The sequence below is a fragment of the Amycolatopsis marina genome (genome assembly GCF_900111885.1).
In the GTDB taxonomy this organism is placed as follows: domain Bacteria; phylum Actinomycetota; class Actinomycetes; order Mycobacteriales; family Pseudonocardiaceae; genus Amycolatopsis; species Amycolatopsis marina.
Genome location: NZ_FOKG01000004.1, coordinates 144819 through 164468 on the forward strand (window position 1 = coordinate 144819; position 19650 = coordinate 164468).

General features: G+C 69.5%; 24 protein-coding genes and 1 pseudogene. 18 read left to right on the forward strand and 7 right to left on the reverse strand.

The annotated features are described in order from the left end of the window. Positions 1 to 215: 215 nt before the first annotated feature. From BM199_RS08575 to BM199_RS08625, 11 genes and pseudogenes are all read left to right on the forward strand, one after another. Positions 216 to 737, forward strand: a pseudogene (locus BM199_RS08575) (D-glycero-alpha-D-manno-heptose-1,7-bisphosphate 7-phosphatase); the annotation flags it as partial. Continuing rightward, positions 734 to 1777, forward strand: coding sequence for a glycosyltransferase family 9 protein (locus BM199_RS08580; protein ID WP_091671825.1), 1044 nt, complete (start codon positions 734 to 736; stop codon positions 1775 to 1777). The pseudogene BM199_RS08575 and the gene BM199_RS08580, both read left to right, overlap by 4 nt. Next, positions 1774 to 2337, forward strand: coding sequence for a D-sedoheptulose-7-phosphate isomerase (locus tag BM199_RS08585; protein WP_091671827.1), 564 nt, complete (start codon positions 1774 to 1776; stop codon positions 2335 to 2337). Before BM199_RS08580 ends, BM199_RS08585 begins: the two co-directional genes overlap by 4 nt. Continuing rightward, positions 2334 to 3725, forward strand: a complete 1392-nt coding sequence (rfaE2, locus tag BM199_RS08590; protein WP_091671829.1) for a D-glycero-beta-D-manno-heptose 1-phosphate adenylyltransferase — start codon at positions 2334 to 2336, stop codon at positions 3723 to 3725. Before BM199_RS08585 ends, rfaE2 (BM199_RS08590) begins: the two co-directional genes overlap by 4 nt. 20 nt (positions 3726 to 3745) lie before the next feature. Further along, a complete protein-coding gene (locus tag BM199_RS08595; protein WP_091671831.1) occupies positions 3746 to 4435 on the forward strand; it encodes an SDR family oxidoreductase in 690 nt (229 codons plus the stop codon). Beyond that, positions 4426 to 5382 carry a glycosyltransferase family 9 protein gene (locus BM199_RS08600; RefSeq protein ID WP_091672107.1) on the forward strand — a complete coding sequence of 319 codons (957 nt, stop codon included), beginning with the start codon at positions 4426 to 4428 and terminating at the stop codon, positions 5380 to 5382. The genes BM199_RS08595 and BM199_RS08600 overlap by 10 nt, the downstream gene beginning before the upstream one ends. Positions 5383 to 5542: 160 nt before the next feature. After that, a complete protein-coding gene (locus tag BM199_RS08605; protein WP_091671832.1) occupies positions 5543 to 5758 on the forward strand; it encodes a hypothetical protein in 216 nt (71 codons plus the stop codon). Positions 5759 to 5875: 117 nt separating this feature from the next. After that, positions 5876 to 6940: an NAD-dependent epimerase/dehydratase family protein gene (locus BM199_RS08610; protein WP_177242533.1), complete on the forward strand. Its 1065-nt coding sequence runs from the start codon at positions 5876 to 5878 to the stop codon at positions 6938 to 6940. A 210-nt stretch (positions 6941 to 7150) separates the two neighbouring features. Next, complete coding sequence (locus BM199_RS08615) at positions 7151 to 7588, forward strand: ATP-binding protein (RefSeq protein WP_218160314.1); 438 nt, start codon at positions 7151 to 7153, stop codon at positions 7586 to 7588. Beyond that, positions 7585 to 8376 carry a SigB/SigF/SigG family RNA polymerase sigma factor gene (locus BM199_RS08620; protein ID WP_091671834.1) on the forward strand — a complete coding sequence of 264 codons (792 nt, stop codon included), beginning with the start codon at positions 7585 to 7587 and terminating at the stop codon, positions 8374 to 8376. Before BM199_RS08615 ends, BM199_RS08620 begins: the two co-directional genes overlap by 4 nt. 56 nt (positions 8377 to 8432) lie before the next feature. Next, positions 8433 to 9488, forward strand: coding sequence for a DNA topoisomerase IB (locus tag BM199_RS08625; RefSeq protein WP_091671836.1), 1056 nt, complete (start codon positions 8433 to 8435; stop codon positions 9486 to 9488). Positions 9489 to 9502: 14 nt separating this feature from the next. Here BM199_RS08625 and BM199_RS08630 read toward each other — a convergent pair whose 3' ends face one another. From BM199_RS08630 to BM199_RS08640, 3 genes are read right to left on the reverse strand one after another with little or no spacing between them, the layout of a single operon-like run. Then, on the reverse strand, positions 9503 to 9766 hold the full coding sequence (locus BM199_RS08630; protein WP_091671838.1) for a DUF4235 domain-containing protein: 264 nt from the start codon (positions 9764 to 9766) through the stop codon (positions 9503 to 9505). Next, positions 9763 to 10086 (reverse strand): DUF3618 domain-containing protein, encoded by a 324-nt coding sequence (locus BM199_RS08635; RefSeq protein ID WP_091671840.1) that lies wholly within the window; start codon positions 10084 to 10086, stop codon positions 9763 to 9765. Before BM199_RS08635 ends, BM199_RS08630 begins: the two co-directional genes overlap by 4 nt. Next, positions 10083 to 10502, reverse strand: coding sequence for a phage holin family protein (locus BM199_RS08640; RefSeq protein WP_091671842.1), 420 nt, complete (start codon positions 10500 to 10502; stop codon positions 10083 to 10085). Before BM199_RS08640 ends, BM199_RS08635 begins: the two co-directional genes overlap by 4 nt. 134 nt (positions 10503 to 10636) lie before the next feature. Between BM199_RS08640 and BM199_RS08645 the strand changes: the two genes are divergently transcribed. From BM199_RS08645 to BM199_RS08655, 3 genes are all read left to right on the forward strand, one after another. Next, positions 10637 to 11233: a hypothetical protein gene (locus BM199_RS08645; protein ID WP_091671844.1), complete on the forward strand. Its 597-nt coding sequence runs from the start codon at positions 10637 to 10639 to the stop codon at positions 11231 to 11233. A gap of 61 nt (positions 11234 to 11294) precedes the next feature. Beyond that, positions 11295 to 12014, forward strand: coding sequence for a methyltransferase domain-containing protein (locus tag BM199_RS08650; RefSeq protein WP_091671846.1), 720 nt, complete (start codon positions 11295 to 11297; stop codon positions 12012 to 12014). A 284-nt stretch (positions 12015 to 12298) separates the two neighbouring features. Beyond that, the gene (locus tag BM199_RS08655; RefSeq protein WP_091671847.1) at positions 12299 to 12580 is read left to right on the forward strand and encodes a hypothetical protein; all 282 of its coding nucleotides are present in this window, start codon (positions 12299 to 12301) and stop codon (positions 12578 to 12580) included. A gap of 140 nt (positions 12581 to 12720) precedes the next feature. Here BM199_RS08655 and BM199_RS08660 read toward each other — a convergent pair whose 3' ends face one another. Together BM199_RS08660 and BM199_RS08665 are read right to left on the reverse strand one after the other, a co-directional pair. Then, entirely contained in the window at positions 12721 to 13392 is a 672-nt protein-coding gene (locus BM199_RS08660) for a hypothetical protein (RefSeq protein ID WP_218160315.1), read from the reverse strand. Positions 13393 to 13433: 41 nt separating this feature from the next. Further along, the gene (locus tag BM199_RS08665; protein ID WP_091671849.1) at positions 13434 to 14045 is read right to left on the reverse strand and encodes an SIS domain-containing protein; all 612 of its coding nucleotides are present in this window, start codon (positions 14043 to 14045) and stop codon (positions 13434 to 13436) included. A 213-nt stretch (positions 14046 to 14258) separates the two neighbouring features. Here BM199_RS08665 and BM199_RS08670 point away from each other — a divergent pair, with 213 nt between their 5' ends. Both BM199_RS08670 and BM199_RS08675 read left to right on the forward strand, forming a co-directional pair. Further along, positions 14259 to 14732, forward strand: a complete 474-nt coding sequence (locus BM199_RS08670; protein ID WP_091671850.1) for a hypothetical protein — start codon at positions 14259 to 14261, stop codon at positions 14730 to 14732. A gap of 47 nt (positions 14733 to 14779) precedes the next feature. Continuing rightward, positions 14780 to 15523 (forward strand): GAF and ANTAR domain-containing protein, encoded by a 744-nt coding sequence (locus BM199_RS08675; protein WP_091671852.1) that lies wholly within the window; start codon positions 14780 to 14782, stop codon positions 15521 to 15523. 39 nt (positions 15524 to 15562) lie between these two features. On the opposite strand, the gene BM199_RS08680 is transcribed toward BM199_RS08675, so the two are convergent. Together BM199_RS08680 and BM199_RS08685 are read right to left on the reverse strand one after the other, a co-directional pair. Then, the gene (locus BM199_RS08680) at positions 15563 to 16696 is read right to left on the reverse strand and encodes a glycosyltransferase family 9 protein (protein WP_245788231.1); all 1134 of its coding nucleotides are present in this window, start codon (positions 16694 to 16696) and stop codon (positions 15563 to 15565) included. After that, the gene (locus BM199_RS08685) at positions 16693 to 17094 is read right to left on the reverse strand and encodes a ChaB family protein (RefSeq protein ID WP_091672115.1); all 402 of its coding nucleotides are present in this window, start codon (positions 17092 to 17094) and stop codon (positions 16693 to 16695) included. Before BM199_RS08685 ends, BM199_RS08680 begins: the two co-directional genes overlap by 4 nt. Before the next feature lie 184 nt (positions 17095 to 17278). Between BM199_RS08685 and rfaE2 (BM199_RS08690) the strand changes: the two genes are divergently transcribed. Next, positions 17279 to 18811, forward strand: coding sequence for a D-glycero-beta-D-manno-heptose 1-phosphate adenylyltransferase (gene rfaE2 / locus BM199_RS08690; protein WP_245788232.1), 1533 nt, complete (start codon positions 17279 to 17281; stop codon positions 18809 to 18811). After that, positions 18808 to 19620 (forward strand): glycosyltransferase family 2 protein, encoded by an 813-nt coding sequence (locus tag BM199_RS08695; protein WP_091671853.1) that lies wholly within the window; start codon positions 18808 to 18810, stop codon positions 19618 to 19620. The genes rfaE2 (BM199_RS08690) and BM199_RS08695 overlap by 4 nt, the downstream gene beginning before the upstream one ends. Positions 19621 to 19650 lie beyond the last annotated feature (30 nt).

Here is a 19650-nt window from a genome sequence, read left to right on the forward strand (position 1 = left end):
GAGAAGTCGCTCCGCTGAGTAGCAGCATCCTGGGGTTTTGTCCTCGTCCGGTTTAGCAGTCACTGCGGGGGGTAGCGCTAGACCGAGAACGGGTAGCGCAGAGCGACCCGGATGGACCGGATCAAGGAGGGCGGATGTCCGCACCAGGGACCGGCACCAGCGTCCGCGACACACTCGCGGACGCCCCTTTGCGCGCCCCTGTCCAGACCCCCGCCGCGCTCCTTTTCGACCGCGACGACACCGTTATCGTGGACGTCCCCTATCTCGCCGACCCCGCACTCGTGCGTCCGGTGCCCGGCGCCGTCGAGACCCTGCGATCGTTGCGTGCGGCCGGAGTTCCCGTCGGCATCGTGAGCAACCAGTCCGGTGTCGCACGAGGGCTCATCACACCGGCACAACTCGACGCCGTGAACGCACGCGTCGAGGAACTGCTCGGGCCGTTCGACACCTGGCAGGTTTGCGTGCACGGTGACGACGACGGCTGCGAGTGCCGCAAGCCCGCGCCCGGCCTCGTCCACCGCGCGGCCGCAGCACTCGGCGTCGACGTCCGGCGCTGCGTCATGATCGGCGACACCGGTGCCGACGTCGCCGCGGCCTCGACCGCCGGGGCGCGTGGGATTCTCGTGCCGACCCGGCGGACGCTGCCCGTCGAGATCCACGACGCCCGCAGGAACGCGACCGTCGCGGGCGACCTCATCGAAGCGGTCCGGGCGGCGATGGCGGGTGAGCCGGGATGAGGGGACGGGTGCTGGTGGCCCGGATGGACAACGTGGGCGACGTCCTGCTCTCGGGGCCCTGTGTGCGCGCTGTCGCGGCCGGGTCCGATGCCGTGACGATGCTCGCCGGCCCCCGCGGCAGGGCGGGCGCGGAGCTGCTCCCCGGCGTCGACGACGTGATCGAGTGGTGCGCCCCGTGGATCGACCCTGAGCCACCGGAACTGACCGACGACGCCGTCGACTCCCTGGTCAAGCAGGTCCGGGACGTGCGGCCGGACGCCGCACTGATCCTCACCTCGTTCCATCAGTCCCCGCTACCGCTGGCACTGGTGCTGCGGATGGCGGGCGTGCCGTGGATCGGTGCCATCAGTGAGGACTACCCGGGGTCGCTGCTCGATCTCCGGCACCGGGTGAACGGCGACCCGCCCGAGGCCGAGCGAGCCCTCTCGCTGGCCGAGGCGGCGGGCTTTCGCCTGCCTGACCACGATCATCGTGCACTGGCCGTGCGCAGGCCGTTGCCGGACACCACGGAGCTCACCGGCGAGGACGGCTACGTGGTGCTCCATCCGGGTGCCTCGGTACCCGCACGGCAGTTGTCCGCACACCGCTGCCGCCAGGCGGTGCGGGCACTCGCCGACGCCGGTCACCGCGTCGTCGTCACCGGCCACCCCGGCGAACGGGAGCTGACCGCGGAGGTCGCGGCGGACGTCGCGCTCGACCTCGGCGGCGCGACGGACCTCACGGGCCTGGCGGGCGTGCTCGACAGGGCGTGCGCCGTCGTTGTGCCCAACTCTGGGCCCGCGCATCTCGCCGCCGCGGTCGGGACCCCGGTGGTCTCCCTGTTCGCCCCTGTCGTGCCGGCTGCCAGGTGGGCCCCCTACGGCGTTCCCACCGTGGTGCTCGGAGACCAGACCGCCCCGTGCCGCGACAGCAGAGCACGGGAATGCCCGGTTCCCGGCCATCCCTGCCTGGAATCCATCACTCCAGGACAGATCGTCGCGGCCGTGGCGGAACTCACGGAAGGCGGGCAACGGACCCGCCGAACAGGAGGTAGGTCGTGATCGAGGAACACTTCACGGCGTTGGGGGCGGCACTGGACAGCGCCCGCTCCGCCGCACCACGGATCGAGCGCTGGGGACGGCACCTCGCGCACGTCTTCGACCAGGGCGGGCGGCTGCTCGCCTGTGGCAACGGTGGCAGTGCCGCCGAGGCCCAGCACCTGACGGGCGAACTGGTCGGGCGTTTCCTGCACGACCGCAGGCCCCTCTCCGCGATCGCGCTGCACGCGGACACCTCGGCGGGCACCGCGATCGCCAACGACTACGGCGAGCACGAGTTCTTCGCGCGGCAGGTCCGGGCGCACGGACGTCCCGGCGATGTGCTTGTCGCCCTGTCCACGAGTGGGCGCAGCCAGAACGTGGTCGCCGCGGCGAAGACCGCACAGGAGGTCGGCATGATGGCATGGGCCCTCACCGGTCCCGCACCCAACCGCCTCGCGGCGCTGTGCGACGACGCGATCGCGGTGGACGCGCCGAGCGTCGCCACGGTCCAGGAGATCCATCTCGCCGTCGTGCACGCGCTGTGCACCGTGCTCGACGAGTCGCTGGGGGTGCCCGCATGAGGCCGCTGGTCGTGGTCGGGGACGCGCTGCTCGACATCGACATCGACGGCAGCGCCGAACGGCTGTGCCCCGAGGCGCCGGTACCGGTCGTGGACATGGGCCGGGAATGGTTGCGCCCCGGTGGGGCCGGTCTGGCCGCTCTGCTCGCCGCGCGCTCGGCGTCGGAAGTGGTCCTGCTGAGCGCATTCGGCGAGGACGGAGCCGGGCGCAGACTGATCGAGCTGCTCGAACGCGAGGCCGATGTCGTGCCGCTGCCGCTGACCGGCAGCACCGTGTGCAAGACACGGGTTCGCGCCGGTGGGCAGTCAATGCTGCGTCTGGACTCCGGTGACGGCAGGGCCGCGCACACCGCCCTGCCGGCACGCGCCGAGCGGGCGCTGCGTGGCGCGGGAGCCATCCTCGTCGCGGACTACGGTAGGGGGATGGCGGGCCATCCCGGTCTGCGGGAGCTGCTGACCGAACTCGCGCCGACGGTGCCGGTCGTGTGGGACCCCCACCCGCGTGGGCCCGCCCCCGTGCCGGGTACCCGGCTGATCACGCCGAACGAGTCGGAGGCCGCCGCGCTCGCGCCGGGCACCGGATCCCCCGAGGTGCTGGCGAAGAGCCTGCGCGAGCAGTGGTCGTCGGACGGGGTCGCCGTCACGATCGGATCCCACGGCGCCGTGCTCGCCGACGCGAAGGAGACGAGGACGTTCCCGATAACCGGAACCTCCCGGCTCGTGGGGCACGCGAGGCCGGACACCTGCGGTGCGGGTGACCGGTTCGCGACGGCCGCGGCGGCCGCCCTGCTCGGCGGCGCGGATCTGGCGGGTGCCGTCACCGAGGCGGTGGACGCCGCCGCTCGCTTCGTCGCCGCGGGCGGGGCCGCCGCACTGTCGCTCGCCGACGGTCCCGGCACGTCCCCAGGACGTCCTGACGGTGCTGCTCGCGCCGAGCGCAACGCATTCGAGGTCGCGGCCAGGGTCCGGCGCGACGGCGGCAGGCTCGTCGCGACGGGTGGCTGCTTCGATCTGCTGCACCCCGGCCACGTGACGCTGCTGCGCAAGGCACGGGCGCTCGGCGACGCACTCGTCGTCTGCCTGAACTCCGACGAGTCCGTACGCGCGCTCAAGGGCGAGACCAGGCCCATCGTGACGGCCACGGACCGGGCCAGGCTGCTGGCCGAACTCGAGTCCGTCGACGCGGTTGCGGTGTTCGACGAGACCTCCCCGGCCACCCTGCTGGACCGACTCCGTCCCGACGTGTGGGTCAAGGGCGGGGACTACGCGGGCACCGACCTGCCCGAGGCGGACGTCGTGCACCGCCACGGCGGCGAGGTCGTGCTGATCCCGATGGTCGAGGGCTATTCGACCTCGCGGCTCGTCGCGGCCGCCAACTCGGGCAACTGATTCGACAGGAAAGGAGTTCGATGAACTCGCCAGGCAATGTGCTGATCACCGGCGGGGCCTCCGGCCTCGGCGCCGCCACCGTCGAGGCGGTACGCCAGGCAGGCGGCAGGCCGTTGGTGATCGACAAGACGGAGCCGGCGGCTCCCGTGGACCACGTGATCGCCGACCTCGCCGACTCCGCGGCCACCGAGAACGCGGTCGAGGAACTCGTGCAGCGCGCGGGAAACCACCTCGACGGTGTCTTCACCGCCGCGGGCATCGACGCGTGCGGCCCGCTCGGCTCGGTCTCGACGAAGGACTGGGAGCGGGTCATCCACGTGAACCTGCTCGGCACAGCGGCCGTGGTGCGCGCAGCGTTGCCACACCTGGAGCGTTCGCACGGCACGGTCGTCACCTGCTCCTCCACGCTCGGGGTGAAGGTGGCCGGGGACGCGACGGCGTACTGCGCGTCGAAGTACGGCGTCGTCGGCTTCACCAAGGCCCTCGCCGCGGAAACCGCGGGACGGGTCGGGGTGACGCTGCTGATTCCGGGCGGGATGCACACGAACTTCTTCAACGACCGGGACGAGCAGTACAAGCCGCCACCCGACGCGAAGCTCAACCAGCCGGAACACGTGGCCCGCACGGTGCTGTTCGCCCTGAGCCAGCCGCCCGGTTGCGAGGTCCGCGAGCTGGTCGTCTGTGCCTCCGAGGAGGGCTCCTGGCCGTGAGCGGAACCGACGCCGAAGGCGTCCTGATCCTGCGCGCGCTGGGGATCGGCGACCTGCTGGTCGCCGTCCCCGCGCTGCGCGGGCTGCGCGCTGCCTTCCCCGGCGAACGCCTGGTACTGGCGGCGCCGAAGTCACTCGGCGAGCTGGTCGAGCTGATCGACGCCGTCGACGAACTGCTGCCCACGGCGGGTCTCGGCACACTCGACTGGCCGGGTCCGCCACCGCCGGCTGTCGGGGTGAACCTGCACGGCAGCGGTCCGGAGAGCACCAAGGACCTGACCGCGACGCAACCGGAACGGCTGATCACCCACCGCCATCCGGACGTCGCGGGAAGCGCCGGCCCGGAGTGGGTCGAGGAACAGCACGAGGTCCAGCGGTGGTGTGGGCTGCTGGAATGGCACGGCATCGCCGCCGACCCCGCCGATCTGACCCTGCCCGCTCCGCCCGGTCCGAGCCCCGCGCCCGACGCCGTCGTCATCCATCCCGGTGCGGGCCTGCCGCCACGCCGCTGGCCGGCCGAGCGGTTCGCCGAAGTGGCCCGTGCTCTCGCGGCGGAGGGACACTCCGTCGTGGTCACCGGTAGTCCTGGCGAACGGGAACTCGCACACGAGGTGGCCGGAAAGGCCGGCCTTTCCGCGGACTCCGTGCTGGCAGGCCGCACCGAACTCGCCGAACTGTGCGCCCTGATCGCGGGGGCCGCGCTCGTCGTGTGCGCGGACACCGGAGCGGGCCATCTGGCCACCGCGTTCGGCACGCCCTCGGTGGTGCTGTTCGGCCCGACACCACCGCAGCGCTGGGGTCCACCTCCCGAACGCTCCCAGCACGTCGCGCTGTGGGGCGGCAACGTGGGCGATCCGTTCGGCAGCGAGCCGGACCCCGGCCTGCTGCGGATCTCCTCCGGTGACGTACTGGCCGCGGCTCGCCGGGCCGTGGCACATCGGGCCTGACACATCGAGAAGCCCCTGAATGCACTGTTTCGCATAGAGCCGATCGGCGGCGAACCCTGGACCGAACAGGGCAACTGCGGCCATTTCCGTTATCCCCGCTTCGGTCCTGGGTAATGGACGCCGGGTGATGGGCATACGTCGTCGCCCCGTAGGAGTGGCCGTGACCGGCATCCGGCAGTGGTACCTGACGACGTCCGTTGCCGTGGCCACGGCAACCGGCGTCGCGATCATCAGCATCGCGTTCTCCCCGGCATTGGCGCTCGTGCTGCTGCTGACGGTCGTGGGCACGTTGCTCGTGTTCGCGGCCGTGACCGCCCTGCGCGGGGGAGAGCGCAGCCTCAAACGAATCCTGCGCGAGGAACTGGACCGCCGGTGACGCTGTCAGAGACCGCACTTTCCCGGGAAAGTGCGATGCTTGCGCGCGCACGTGTCGCACTTTCCCGGGAAAGTGCGGTTGGTGTAGCGGTGCCGCGCAGCGGGTATACCCCAGCTCATGAGTGGCATCAGGGTCGTCGTGACCGGCGCGACCGGCAACGTCGGTACCAGCGTGGTCGAGGCGCTCAGCGAGGACGAAAGGGTGGAGTCCATCACCGGGCTCGCTCGCAGATCCACGCAGTGGTCCCGGCCAAAGCTGCATATGTCCACTGTAGATCTCGGGACGGTGCCGGACGGGCGGCTGGACCGGCTGCTCACCGGTGCCGACGTCGTAATTCACCTCGCCTGGCTGTTTCAGCCGACCAGGGATCCGGCGGTGACCTGGCGGACCAACGTACTGGGCAGCATCCGGGTGTTCGAGGCCGCCGCCCGGTCGGGGGTCAAGTCCGTGGTTTACGCCTCGTCGGTCGGCGCCTACTCCCCTGGTCCACAGGACACACGGGTCGACGAGACGTGGCCGACCCATGGCTGGCCCGGTGCCGCCTACACGCGAGAAAAGGCCTATCTGGAAAGGTTCCTGGACGGATTCGAACGGAGCCATCCGGATCTGCGGGTGGTCCGGATGCGTCCGGGGTTCATCTTCAAACGGGAGTCAGCGTCCGAGCAGCGCAGGCTGTTCGCGGGACCGCTGCTGCCCGGCCCGCTCGCTCATCCCGCCCTCCTGCCGGTCATCCCCGAACTGCCGGGGCTGCGTTTCCAGGCGTTGCACAGCAGTGACGTCGCCGATGCGTACCGCAGGGCGGCCCTCAGCGACGTCCGCGGCGCTTTCAACCTGGCCGCGGAGCCCGTCGTCGACGCGCGGTCGCTGGCCGGACTGCTCCACGCGAGACCGATCTCGATGCCCGCCTGGCCGGTTCGCGCCGCGGTGGCCGCGGCGTGGCGGCTGCACGCCATCCCGGCGGCGCCGGGACTGTTCGACGCGGTGCTGCGGCTACCGTTGATGGACACCTCGCGAGCCAGGACCGAGCTGGACTGGGCGCCCCGGTTCACCGCGCTGGACGCACTCGCCGAGTTCCTGAAGGGGCTCAGGGAAAAGGCAGGAATGGCCACCCCTCCGCTTGCCCCCAGCGTTCGTGGCGGCAGGCTGCACGAACTGCGTACCGGAGTCGGCTCCCGCCCCTGAACCACCGCCGGGTCCGCAGCCCTCGAGCGTGCGCCTGCCGACCGAAGTAAACGGACAAAAAGCCTTCAAACAGTCACCGGCCCCGACAGAGTCACAGTGGACCACGGCCGAACACCGTGCCGGGTCGGTGTGGGCGAGTGCGGGTGTGGGTACCCGGATGAGCAGCAGAGCCCGGGCTGCGCCGGGCAGCGTGAACGACTGGAGGTGGCCGTGAGCCAACCGGGCGTACTCGACGACCTCGGGACCCTGTTCGACAACATCGTGGAGCTGCGAATCCCGGCCGATGTCGCGCAGCTGGCGATTCCCCGCACGGTGGCCGAGACCCTCGCGATGCGACAGGACTTCGACCTCGACACCGTGGCGGACATCAAGCTTGCCACGGACGAGGCGTGTTCCACCCTTGTCTCCGTCGCTGTACCGCACAGCATGCTCACCTGCCGGTTCGAGATACTCGCCAGTTCGCTGGCCATCGGCGTCTCCACCACTGTCACGCGGTCAGGGGCCCCTTCGACCAGCGAGTTCGGTTGGTATGTGCTCGAGATCCTGACCGACACGGTGAGCGCGACCCAGGCTCCCCATGACTCGGTCAAGGGCGGTTACCCGACGGTGATCGAGTTCACCAGGTCCGGAAACAGGGTCGCGGCGTGACGGCCGCGAACCAGCAGGGCGGGGGGTCCTCACACGCCAACGACTACAGCGACGTAACCCCCTTGTTCGAGAAGATGGCCGCCCTCCCGACCGGCGATCCCGGCCGGGAGGGCCTCCGTGAGCAGATCATCACCCGCTGCCTCCCCCTTGCCGAGCACATCGCCCGCCGGTTCAGCGGCCGGGGCGAGGCCAGGGACGACCTGGTACAGGTGGCCAGGCTGGGGCTGCTCAATGCCGTGGACAGGTACGAGGTCGGCAGGGGCAGCGAGTTCATCTCCTTCGCCGTCCCGACCATCATGGGCGAGGTTCGCCGTTACTTCCGCGATTCCAGTTGGGCGCTGCGGGTACCGCGCAGGCTCAAGGAGCTGCACCTGGCGATCAGTCAGGCCAGCGGGGTGCTGGCCCAGCGCCTCGGCAGGGCGCCGACCCCGAGTGAGCTCGCCGCCGAACTGGACCTCGATGCCGAGGAGATCGCCGACGGCCTGCTGGCAGGCAACGCCTACCAGTCCATCTCCGTGGACAACACCGTGGGAGACAAGGAGGACGGCCTCGCGCTGGTCGACACAATAGGCGACTACGACGCGGACCTGGAGAACGTGGAGAACCACGAGGCGCTGCAGCCACTGCTGCGGGAACTGCCCGCCCGCGAGCGGAATGTGTTGATGTTGCGGTTCTTCGGCAACCTGACGCAGACCCAGATCGCCGAGCGGGTGGGCATCTCGCAGATGCACGTTTCCCGGCTGTTGTCCCGCACGCTGCAGCACCTGCGCGAGGAACTCACGGAGTGACGACGACGACCCGCCCAGCGCGGGATAACGCCAGGAGACCTGGGTATTCGTCCGGAATGCGCCTTCGCCGCAGTGATCCCGACGCTCCCGGCATCCGCAGGCAGCGCTGCGGCCGCGGCTTCCGCTACTTCGCGCCCGACGGGTCACCACTGACCGACGAGGAGACACTGGGACGCATCCGGCATCTCGTGATTCCCCCCGCATGGCGCGAGGTGTGGATCTGCCCGCAGCCCGGCGGGCACATCCAGGCGATCGGAACCGATGACGCGGGCAGGCGCCAGTATCTCTACCACGAGAAGTGGCGGGAGAGGCGGGAAACCGAAAAACACCAGCGGGTACTGACGCTGGCCCGCAAACTACCCCGATTCCGTGCCTCGGTCATGGCGGATCTGTCGGCCAGCGGTGTCGGCCGGACAAGGATGCTCGCCGCTGCTCTGCGCATGCTCGATATCGGGATCTTCCGAACCGGCAGCGAGGAGTACGCGGAGGAGAACGGCACGTACGGTGTGGCCACATTGCTCCGCAGCCATGTCACGGTTCGCGGCGACGATGAACTACTCGTCAGCTACAACGCCAAGGGCGGGTTGGCACGGTCGGTGCGAATCCGCGACACGGATCTGGTGCGGGTGGTCAGGGCAGTGCGCCGGGCACGTCCACCGACCGACCGACTGCTGGCCTACCGGGAGAACGGGAGCTGGCACGAGGTGCATGCCGATGACATCAACAACAGGTTCAAGGAACTCGTCGGCGATCAGTTCACCGGCAAGGACCTGCGCACCTGGAACGCCACCGTACTCGCCGCGACGGCGTTCGCCGAGATCGACCGCCCGCACAGCCAGCGTGGAATGAAGCGAGCGAAGTCGGCGGTGATGCGGGAAGTCGCCGAGGAACTGGGCAACACTCCCGCGGTTACTCGACGCTCCTATGTGGATCCTCGGGTGGTACGGGCCTTCGAGCAGGGAATCACGGTGCGGAAGGCTGTGGCCCGCGCCAGGGCGAAATCCGAATCGGATTCCGGCGCCAATGGTATGGATCCGGCAGAAAGCATGCGCACCACCATCGAACGCGCGGTGGTGCGCATGCTCAGCGAGATGGATCCGGAGCCACCGTAACGGCTGCGGGCCCGTCAGTCTCCCGGCCAGTCGCCGGTCGCCTTGCGGTAGCCCTCCGCGCCCGCGCGGTCGACGGCGGCCTTCACCGCGCCGAAGATGGCTCCCTGGATGGCCGCGGCCAGCACGACCTGCCGCCAGTTGTACGAGCTGTCCGTCGCTTCCGGCGGCTCCTCACCGTTGCCGATCCGCTTCCAGACCTGCTTGAACGCCGCGGTGGCAGCGACCCCGCCGAGCGCGCCGACGACCATCCCCAGCGGCTTGTAGAGAACCTTGTTCATCCGGACTTCCTTCCACCTTTCAGCTTGCGAACCAGGATCACCAGCACAACGACCGCCGCCGCCGTGGCCAGCGGGTTCTGCCGCGCCACTGCTACCAGTTGCTCGGTGCCGGCCACCACGGGCTGGGGCAGCCGCTCCCGCAGCTCGTCAGCCGTGTGCCTGGCCTGTTGCCTGGCCTGCTCGGGCACATTGACCTTGTGGGCGAGTTCCTGCACGGTCTCACCCAGTTCCTGCCTGGTCAGGTCTCGGTCGACCCGCGCCTGCTCCGCGTCACGGGGAAACTCCGGCGGGGACTTGTCTTCCTTTGAGCGTTTGCTCATGGGCGGGCGTTCTCCTTCACTACCTGGACGTCCTGTTCGATTCCGGCTATCGCCTCACGGGGCAGTGGCGGCGTGGCTCGCTTCAGCTGCTTCCCGCCGACGGCCCCCAGAACCGCGGCCACCAGCAGCAGACCCGCGCCGACGATCAGCGCCGCCGCCCACGCGGGAAGCACCAGCGCCAGTGCCAGCACCACACACGCCACGAGCGTGCCCGCTCCGAGCATCGCGGTGACACCTGCGACACCGGCCAGCCCGGCGCCGATACCGGCTCGCTTTCCCTTGGTCCGCAACTCCTCGGTCGCCAGCCGCAGCTCATCTCGCACGAGCCGGCTCATCTGCTCCGACATGTCCGAGACGAGTTGGGAGATCGAGCGCTCACCGTGCTGCGGCGAGCCGCTGTCCACCTGTTCCGTCATCAGTCACTCCTGCCACTCCGTACTGAGGACTACCCAGCGCGCAGGACCGTCAATCCCCCGAACGAGCACGAGGTGCTGCGATGTGTAGTCCTGCTACGGCACGGGTACGTCCTCCCGGTACGAAGGGAGTGACGATGAATCTAGATCGTGCCGATGCCGCGAAGGCTCACCACGGTGACCCGCTGCGTCCGGTCATGGAAGCGGACGAGCCGGCGCGCGCCGAAGGCCCGTCGGTCGTGTTCGAGGGCAACGAGGCCGGGCCCACGGTACTGGTCCTCGACCCTGCGGGAGCCGCGAAACACGCCGAGGTGCCCGCCACGTGGCGAGGTCTCGCCGAGGAGCGCAAGCTCGTGTGGTGCAGGTTGCCCGCCGACGGATCGCTGTCCGAGGCGGAGGAGCTCCTCGCCGATCCCGACGTGTTGCGAGGCCCCATTGACGTGGTCACCAGCGGTCCCGCGGTACCTGTCGTCGTGGACCTGTTGAGCAGGCACGCCGATGTCGTGCGGTCGCTGCTGCTGATCGATCCGGGCGGCGGTGTCGGCGATCGCACGGAGCCGCCCGCCGTGACGCGCAGGCGCGAGGAACTGCGGGAGGCCGGCGTCACGATCGAGACGGTCGCGCAGAGCCCCGGTGGCACCAGGGACCGCGTCGAACCGCCGATGCCGCTCGGCCATCCCGACGTCCTGGACGCCGTCGAACGCGCACTCGGCTCCCTGGACTGGCAGAGCTGAGCCCGAGGCGTTCAGGTCCGCCGACCACCCGTTCAACCGCTCTCTCCCGGAAGGAATCCGTATGACGCTGCCGCTCGCGCCGTTGTCGAACGACCGCCTCGACCGGCTGGACGAATACCTGGGGGCCGCCGCGGACGATCTGTTCAAGAACGACGACCGCGTCCGGGGACTGGGAGTTGAGGTGTCGTTTCACGGCGGAGTGGCGCACGTGACGGGCTCGGTGGATCACCAGGAGGACCTGGAGCTGGTTCGCACGCTCGTCGGCAGGCTCAGCGGAGTACTCGGGGTGTGGGACCGGGTCCGGGTGGCTGGCAGGGATCCGGTGATTCTCGACATCGGCTGCGGTGACACCAAGCAGTACCCGGGCAACATCGGCATCGACGTGCGGGAGGCCGACGGTGTGGATGTCGTCGCCGATCTTTCGAATGGCATCCCGTTCCCGGACGACTCGGCGGACCGGGTGTTCGCCGTGCACATCCTGGAGCACCTGGTCGACTTCCTCCCGTTGGTGGACGAATGCCACCGCGTGCTGCGGCCGGGAGGCATCCTGCACGTGCTCTCCCCCTGGTGGCGCTACGTGAACGCGGTCGCGGACCCCACGCACGTCCGGCTGTTGGACGTGCAGACCTTCAAGGGAATCTGTGCCCGGCCGGGCAGCGATCTTCGGTGGTATCCGCTGCACGCGGGCTGTGACGGCGCCAGCATCTTCGCCGATCTGAGACCGTTGCGTGCCGGCGAACCGGAGGCGGACGCGGTGCAGCTGGCGAGGTGGTTCGACTGAGGCGGCAACGAAAATCAACCACAACAAAAGCCCCCCGCCGAAGGAGAACGCACGCGACGCTGAGCTCGCGAAGCGCCGCAGATCAGACACCGACTGAGGCGGCAACGAAAATCAGCTACGACGAAACTTTCCCGCCGAAGGAGAACGCACGCGACGCTGAGCTTGCGAAGCGCCGCAGATCAGACAGAGCCTGAGGTCGCGCACGGACGCCCAAAAAGAAGCCACCCGAGAGCTCCCACGACACACCCCACCCCCAAACCCGAACACCGACAAGGAGAACGGCGATGCCGCGTCCGGGAGAGAACCGACCGGAAGCCAGAACCCGACCGGGACAGTACGGCCGGGCGGCGGTCGAGCATGTCCTCGCGACGGAGCACTGGCACGGCTGGGAGGAGATGCTCGCCTGGCTCAGGGCCAGTGGGAACAACGATCCCGAGCTGAATCCCGACGAGATGCGCGGTATCCGCCAGGACGCGGAGCGTGCGTGGGAGATGGGCCTCCCGTTCAGCAACGACGCCCAGCAACTGAAGTCCACTCTGAACCAGGCACGCAGGGACCGGGGTTGACTGTCCGGTCACCGGTCAGACGATCACCGACACGCTGACGGGGAGCCGGACGAGCGCCACAGAGGCGATCCAGCCGCCGCCGTAGCGGCTCTGGCCGGTTTACCCGCAGTCCTACACGTGGCACTGTTCCACCGGGACGGTCATTCCCGATCCCGCTGCCGTTCTTGCTGCCCGTTCTGCAGAAAGTACGCCCCGAGCGAGGCCGCGAGCGTCGCGAAGACGACGACCGAGTACACCGCGAGCACAACCTCGATCACCCTCGCCACCGGGCCCTCCGCCGCGACCGTCTCGCCGGTGACTGTGGCCAGCGCGGCATCGTGCAGTGCGGCCGCGTAGCTCGGGTAAGTGGTGAAGGTGTACAGCAGCTGGCTGCCGGCGAGCGCGACGATCGCGCTCAGCGACGCCAGCCACGCGACCCGGCTGGAGAGCAGACGGCCCGCCGAGCGACTGCCCCGCACGGTCGAGCTCAGCACCCGGCCCAGTCTGCCGAGCCTGCCGATTCCGGCCAGCCGCAGGAAACGCAGGAACGGCACGACGAGAAAGACCAGCTGCCACCAGGTACGACGCAGGAAGGTGACCCGATCCGGCGCGACATAGAGTCGCAGCGCGTACTCCCCGACGAACACCAGCCACAGTGACCAGCTCAGCACGGACAGCACCGTGACCATGGTGGTCCGGGTGGCGATCGCCTGGCCGAGCACGACGAGCAGGAACAAGACGCCGAGCACGCTCATCGGCCGGTCGAGCCGGTCGGCGAGGTCCTCGGCCCACGCCTGCCGTCGCTCGGTGTCGGCCTTGGCGGGTGGGCTCACCGAGTCGTAGTACCCGTACCGCTGCCGACTGACACCGCGGCTCACTCCACGGCGCGGGAGACGGGCATCCCCTCGAAGGCCGGAGCCGCCAGCTCCACGGCCTCGTACAGGAGGTTGACGGCAGCCAGCATCGATTCTTGGACACTCGCGGTCGTGCCGGGGAGGCACACCGCATCCTCGACGGCGTTGGCGAGCTGATTGGGACAGTGGCCGGTGAAGGCGAGTGTGGTCGCACCGCTGCGGTGCGCCGCACGAGCTGCCAGCACGAGAGTGTGGTCCCGCCCGCTCGGCGAGAGCAGCACGACGACGTCCCTGGCACGGGCGTGGGCGGTGACCTGCCTTGCCAGTGCGTCCTCTCCGTCCTTCTCGGAATACCCGAAGCCCGCGAGGTCGGGGCCGGTGGTCCGCAGCGCGATCGCGGACAGCGGATTCCGGTCCCCGCGGTCCAGCGCGATCAGTTCCGCGGTCAGGTGTTCCGCGTCGGCAGCCGATTCACCGGCGCCTGCGGCGAGCAGCCGGCTGCCGGAACCGAGCCGCTCGGCGAGCAGCCGCCCCCAGCGCTCGATCCGGCCGGACTGTCCACGCAGGGCGGCAAGGGTGTCCATCAGCGTGGCGATGTGCCCACGGGCGATATCGGGCATGGTGCTCGTCATCGACGGCCTCCCCGTCGGAACGAACACGGGCGTCGGCCGGCCGCCCGGCTCCGGACGCGACTGTGTCCCGTCACCACCGCGACACCGCGGACTGTCCGTTTCATGCGGTCTTGGGTTACCGAGGAGCACCACCGTAAACATCAACAGCGACGGTGCTCTCCTGCTGTGACCAGCGGCCGGTTTCGCCCGGTCCAACCAGGGGAAACCCCCTTCATGATTGCTTCACTGCTACGCGGAGTCGCTGCCGGGGCCGCGGGTACCACGGCGCTCAACGCCGCGACGTATCTGGACATGGTGGTGCGCGGTCGGCCGGCGAGCAGCACCCCGGAGAAGACGATCGAGCGGCTGTCGGAGACGACAGGAACGCCGATTCCCGGCGACGACAGGCACCGGCAGAACCGCGTCTCCGGACTCGGCGCACTCACCGGGATGCTCACGGGTGCCGGCGTGGGCGTCGCATACGGTGCCGCCCGCGGGCTCGGTTGGCAGCCGTCGTTCCCGGTCGCCGTCGCCGCCACCACCGCGGCCGCGACGGCTGGTTCGAGCGCCCCGATGACGTTGCTCGGCGTCACCGATCCACGGACCTGGAGCGCGAGCGACTGGCTGAGCGACCTGATCCCGCACCTGGCCTACGGCGTGACCGCGGTCGCCACCTACGCACTCACGGACCGTACCCCGAACGCCTAGAACGACGTCAGCGGCTCGCCACCGGGACCATTGGCGGAAGGAGCATCATGGCCGACCGGCAGGACAGCACGGAGCGGCAGCCCTTCACGCACCTGGACGAGGTGGCGGGCGCGCTGGAAGCCCTGAGCGGCGACCTGGATCGTGAGCAGGAGTTGGGCGTGCTCCTGCAACGGGTCTGCGAACAGGTGGTGCGCGCCGTCCCGGATGCGGATCTTGCCGGAGTCATGATGAGCCGAGACGGCGTACCGGAGACGGTGGCGATCACCGACGAACGGGTGCACGATATCGACGATGCCCAGTACCAGGCCGGCGAAGGCCCCTGTCTGCGCGCGATGGGAACAGGGGAACTGGTACGGAGCAGTGCCGAGGAGGCCAGGGAACGCTGGCCCGACTTCGCCCGCGCGCTCGCCGAGGCCCACGTCGGCAGCTTCCTGTCCGCTCCCCTGGTAATCGACAGCCAGTTCTCCGGCGCGCTGAACCTCTTCGGATTGCAGCCACACGGGTTCCAGGAGCTGGAGGCACGGATCCTGGAGATCTACGCGATCGCCGTGGAAACGGCATTGCGCAGCACATGGCGCTATCTGCAGGCGCGGACCAAGGTGTCGCAGTTGGAGCAAGCCCTCACCTCGCGGGCAGTGATCGACCAGGCGAAGGGCATCCTGATGGCCGCACGTGGCCTCACCGCCAACGAAGCGTTCCAGGAACTGGTCAAGCAGTCGCAGCGGGAGAATGTCAAACTCCGCGACTTCGCGGAGGAGTTCGTCGCGAAGGTCACCGGACAGAAGAACTGAGCGGGGCGGCACGCCACCACCCGGCTCAGTTCGAATCCATCAGCCGATCAGTTCCACAACCTCGCGCAGCGCGTCCTCCGTGGACACTGTGTCCACAAAGGACACGTTGTGCGCACATCGGGGCAGATCCTCGCGGGTGCAGTCGACCCCGCATATCGGGCACGTCGCTGTCCAGGCGATCAGCACCCTGTCGTGCAATCGACCGAGCGGTCCGGCGTTGATGACGTTGCCCATCCAGAAGATCCCGACTGTCGGCGTGCCCAGCGCTTTCGCCAGGTGCCGGGGACCGCTGTCGTTGCCGATCAGCACGGCGCTGCGCGCCAGGACGCCACAGAGCGCGGAAAGGCTGAGATCCGCGTGTCCCCGGACCGCCTCCGCCGCCGTTCCCGGTAGCCGTTGCCGGGTCAGCTCGGTCACCTCGGCGACCAGTTCCCGTTCGTCCGGAGCACCGAGTACCACCACGGAGGCCCCTTCCTCGGCGCACTTCGCGGCGACCTCGGCGAACCGCTCGGGAGGCCACTGCCTGCGTGGATCGGTGGCGCCGGGGTGCACGGCGAGCAGCGGCTCTGGCAGGCCGCGCAGCGATTCCGCCGCGACATCCAGATCGGCCTGGGTGAGCGCGATCCTCGGCTCGAGGTAGACGGGTGGCGCTCCAGCGAGACCCACGATTTCCAGCGCCCGCATCATCTCCTGCTGGTAGAAGCGGTACGGCAACCAGCGGCTCATGGGTGCGGCGTCTTCGGTGCGCGCCCCCACCGTCCATGTCGGGTCGAGCCGGTGCAGAAAGGCGTTCGACCACCGTCCTCCGCCGTGCAACTGCACAGCGAGATCGACCGGTTCCCGTGCGACCTCGCGAAAGAACCGCTCCTGCTCGGACTCGTCGGGCGCGCGGTCCTTCGGTTCATGCACCCCGGTCGCGACCGGAAGTGTGCTGACACGGCTCACCGGGCCTGGCCGGTCGTGCAGAAGGGCCGCGTGCAGTGGGGTGCCGAGCAGGACGAGCTCCGCGTCCGGATACGCGGCTGCCAGCGCGTGGATGGCGGGCATCGCGAACAACAGGTCACCGAGACCGCCGCCACGCAGCACCGCGATTTTGCGGACGCCCGGCCAGGCCGGCTCGATCGGGCCGACGGAAGGTACCGGGACAGTCGTCTTCTCGATGTCGCCGTTCACCTTTTCCTGGCCTTCGCGGTCTCCTTGTCGTTCGCCCGTTCGACGGCATCGACGAGTTCCTTCTTGCTCATCGAGGAGCGACCCTTGATGTCGAGCTTTTTCGCCAGCTCGTAGAGATGTTCCTTGCTCGCGTTCGCGTCGACGCCACCTGCGGTGTCCCCGGAGCGGCGGCCTGCCCCGCGCGCGGCCTGCTTGTCCGAGGGCCCCCGCTGCTTCTTGGGCTCCCAGTGGTCGCCGACCTTCTCGAACGAGTGTTTCAACGCCGCGAAAGCCGTGCGATGGGCTCGCTCACCCTCGCCGTAGGTCTCGACCGCGGAGTCGTGCGCCTCGACCCACGTGCGCTGGGCTTCCTCCGGGGAGCGTTCCAACGTGCTCGGCATGCTCTCGCGTCCGGGCATGCGGCTCACCTCCGACTCCATCTCCACACCGCCGGGTGGCGGTACTGCTACTTCTGGGATTTCCCTCTTCGGAGTCGGCGAAACCACCACATGGCGGCCTCCATCACGTTTGTTCCGGAACCAACGGGGCATTGCAGTACGAGAAGAGCGAATCGTCACGAGAACAGTGGCGCGGAGGTGACTGGTGGAGATCTCGGCAGGTATACCGCCCGACGAGGCGACCAGGGGCGGTGAGGGACTGACTCCGGAACTGGCCGGACGTCTGTTTCGAGCCGGGTCGAAAGTCGTGGTACTCGGTGACGCGATCCTCGACGTCTGGCTGTCCGGCCAGTGCGACCGGCTGTGCAGGGAGGCCCCTGCCGCGCCGGTCGTGGACGTCCGGCAGCAGGCCTTCGCACCGGGAGGAGCGGGCAACACCGCGGTGAACCTCGCCGCACTCGGTGCCGACGTGCACATGGTCACCGCCGTCGGCGACGACCTCGCGGGGGCCATGGTGCTGGAGGAGTTGCGCGGCCGGAATGTCCGGACCGACCACGTCGTGGTGAGTGAGAACAGGGCGACCGTCAGCAAACGCCGGGTCGTCGCCGCCGATCAGGTGCTGCTGCGGTTCGACGACGGCGACCGGCACGACGGCGACGACGGGGAGACAGCGCGACTCCTCGATGCCCTGCGAGTCGCGCTGGACGCTGCCGACGCACTCGTCGTCTGTGACTACGGCAACGGCGTTCTCGGACCCCGGGTCCGGCGCGCGCTGGCCGACCTGCGGCCCGGGTTGCCGCTGCTCGTGCTGGACGCGCACGACGTCCGCCGATGGCGGTCGGTGAGCCCGGACGTGGTGACCCCGAACGCGGCCGAGGCCGGTGCCGTGCTGCAGGTCCGGCTACCACAGGACAGCGACGCGCGGGTGGAGTTCCTCGACCGGCACCGCGAACAACTTGCCGAGGCGGCGGGCGCGGACTCGGTGGTCGTGACCCTCGACAGGGACGGCGCGGTGCTGCTCACCGGGGATCAACCGGTGCACCGGACCTGGGCGCGCCCCGCACCGGATAACCACACCTCGGGAGCGGGTGACACCTTCACCGCGGCACTCACCGTGGGGCTCGCGGGAGGCCTTCCCGTCACGACGTCCGTCGAACTCGCCCAGGCCGCCGCGGACATCGTGGTCCACCGCCCCGGGACGGCCGTCTGCACGGCCGCCGAACTGGAACAGCGGTTCGGCACCTTTCACGACGCGGCCGTGGGCCCCGAACAGCTCGCCAGGATCGTCGCGGAGCACCGCAGCGCGGGGCGCAGAGTGGTGTTCACCAACGGCTGCTTCGACGTCCTGCACCGCGGGCACGTGGCCTATCTCAACGAAGCCAAGCGGCTCGGTGACGTGCTGATCGTCGCGGTGAACGCCGACGAGAGCGTGCACCGGCTGAAGGGCCCGGATCGCCCGGTGAACAACGTACGGGACAGGGCGTCGGTGCTGGCGGCGCTGAGCTGCGTCGACCACGTCACCGTGTTCGATCAGGACACACCGGTCGAACTGCTGCGCGAACTGCGCCCCGACGTCTACGTCAAGGGCGGCGACTACACCCCCGAGATGCTCAGTGAGGCTCCCGTCGTGCGGGCCTACGGCGGCCAGGTGCGCGCGCTCGGGTACGTACCGGACCACTCCACATCGGCGATGATCGAGCGGATACGGTCCACCGTCGCTACAGGAGGGACTACGTGAGCGAGCACGAACTGGACGTGCTGATCCCGACCCGAAACCGCCCTGCCGAGCTCGCGACCACCCTTGCCGGCCTTGCCGCGCAGGACTTCCCCGGATTCGGCGTGGTGGTGAGCGATCAGTCCGACGGAGACCCCGGCTACGACACTCCCTCGGCCCAGACCATGGTCCGGGTGTTGCGCGGAGCCGGGTGCGCCGTCCGGCTGGGCCGGAACCTGCCCAGACGCGGGCTCGCACAACAGCGTGCCCACCTACTGGCGCGGTCGGAAGCCAAGTATGTGCTCTATCTCGACGACGACGTGTGGCTGGAGCCGGGGACGTTGTCCCGGCTGCACTCGGCGATCGAGAAACTCGGCTGTGGTCTCGTCGGCAACGCGGTACAGGGTCTGTCCTATATAGACGACTACCGACCACACGAGCTGGCTCCGTTCGAGGAGTGGCACGGCGAACCCGAGCCGGAGCGGATCACCCCGGACGATCCCGCCTGGCAGCGGTGGACCTTGCACAACGCCGCGAACCCGACCCACCTCGCGAACGATCTCGGCCTCGCGGCCGGGGACTGGGTCGCGTACAAGATCGCCTGGATCGGCGGGTGCGTGCTCTTCGACCGGGCCGCACTCGTGCGGGCGGGCGGTTTCGAGTTCTGGTCCGAACTTCCCGCCGAGCACTGCGGCGAGGACGTACTCGCCCAGCTCAGGGTGCTGGCGGAGCAGGGCGGCGCAGGCATCCTGCCCAGCGGGGCGGTCCATCTCGAAGCGCCGACGACGGTGGTGCGACGCGACGTCGAGGCCTTCGAAGTCGTGCCGCACTGACTGACCCGGGTTCGGTGCCGGTGCACCGGC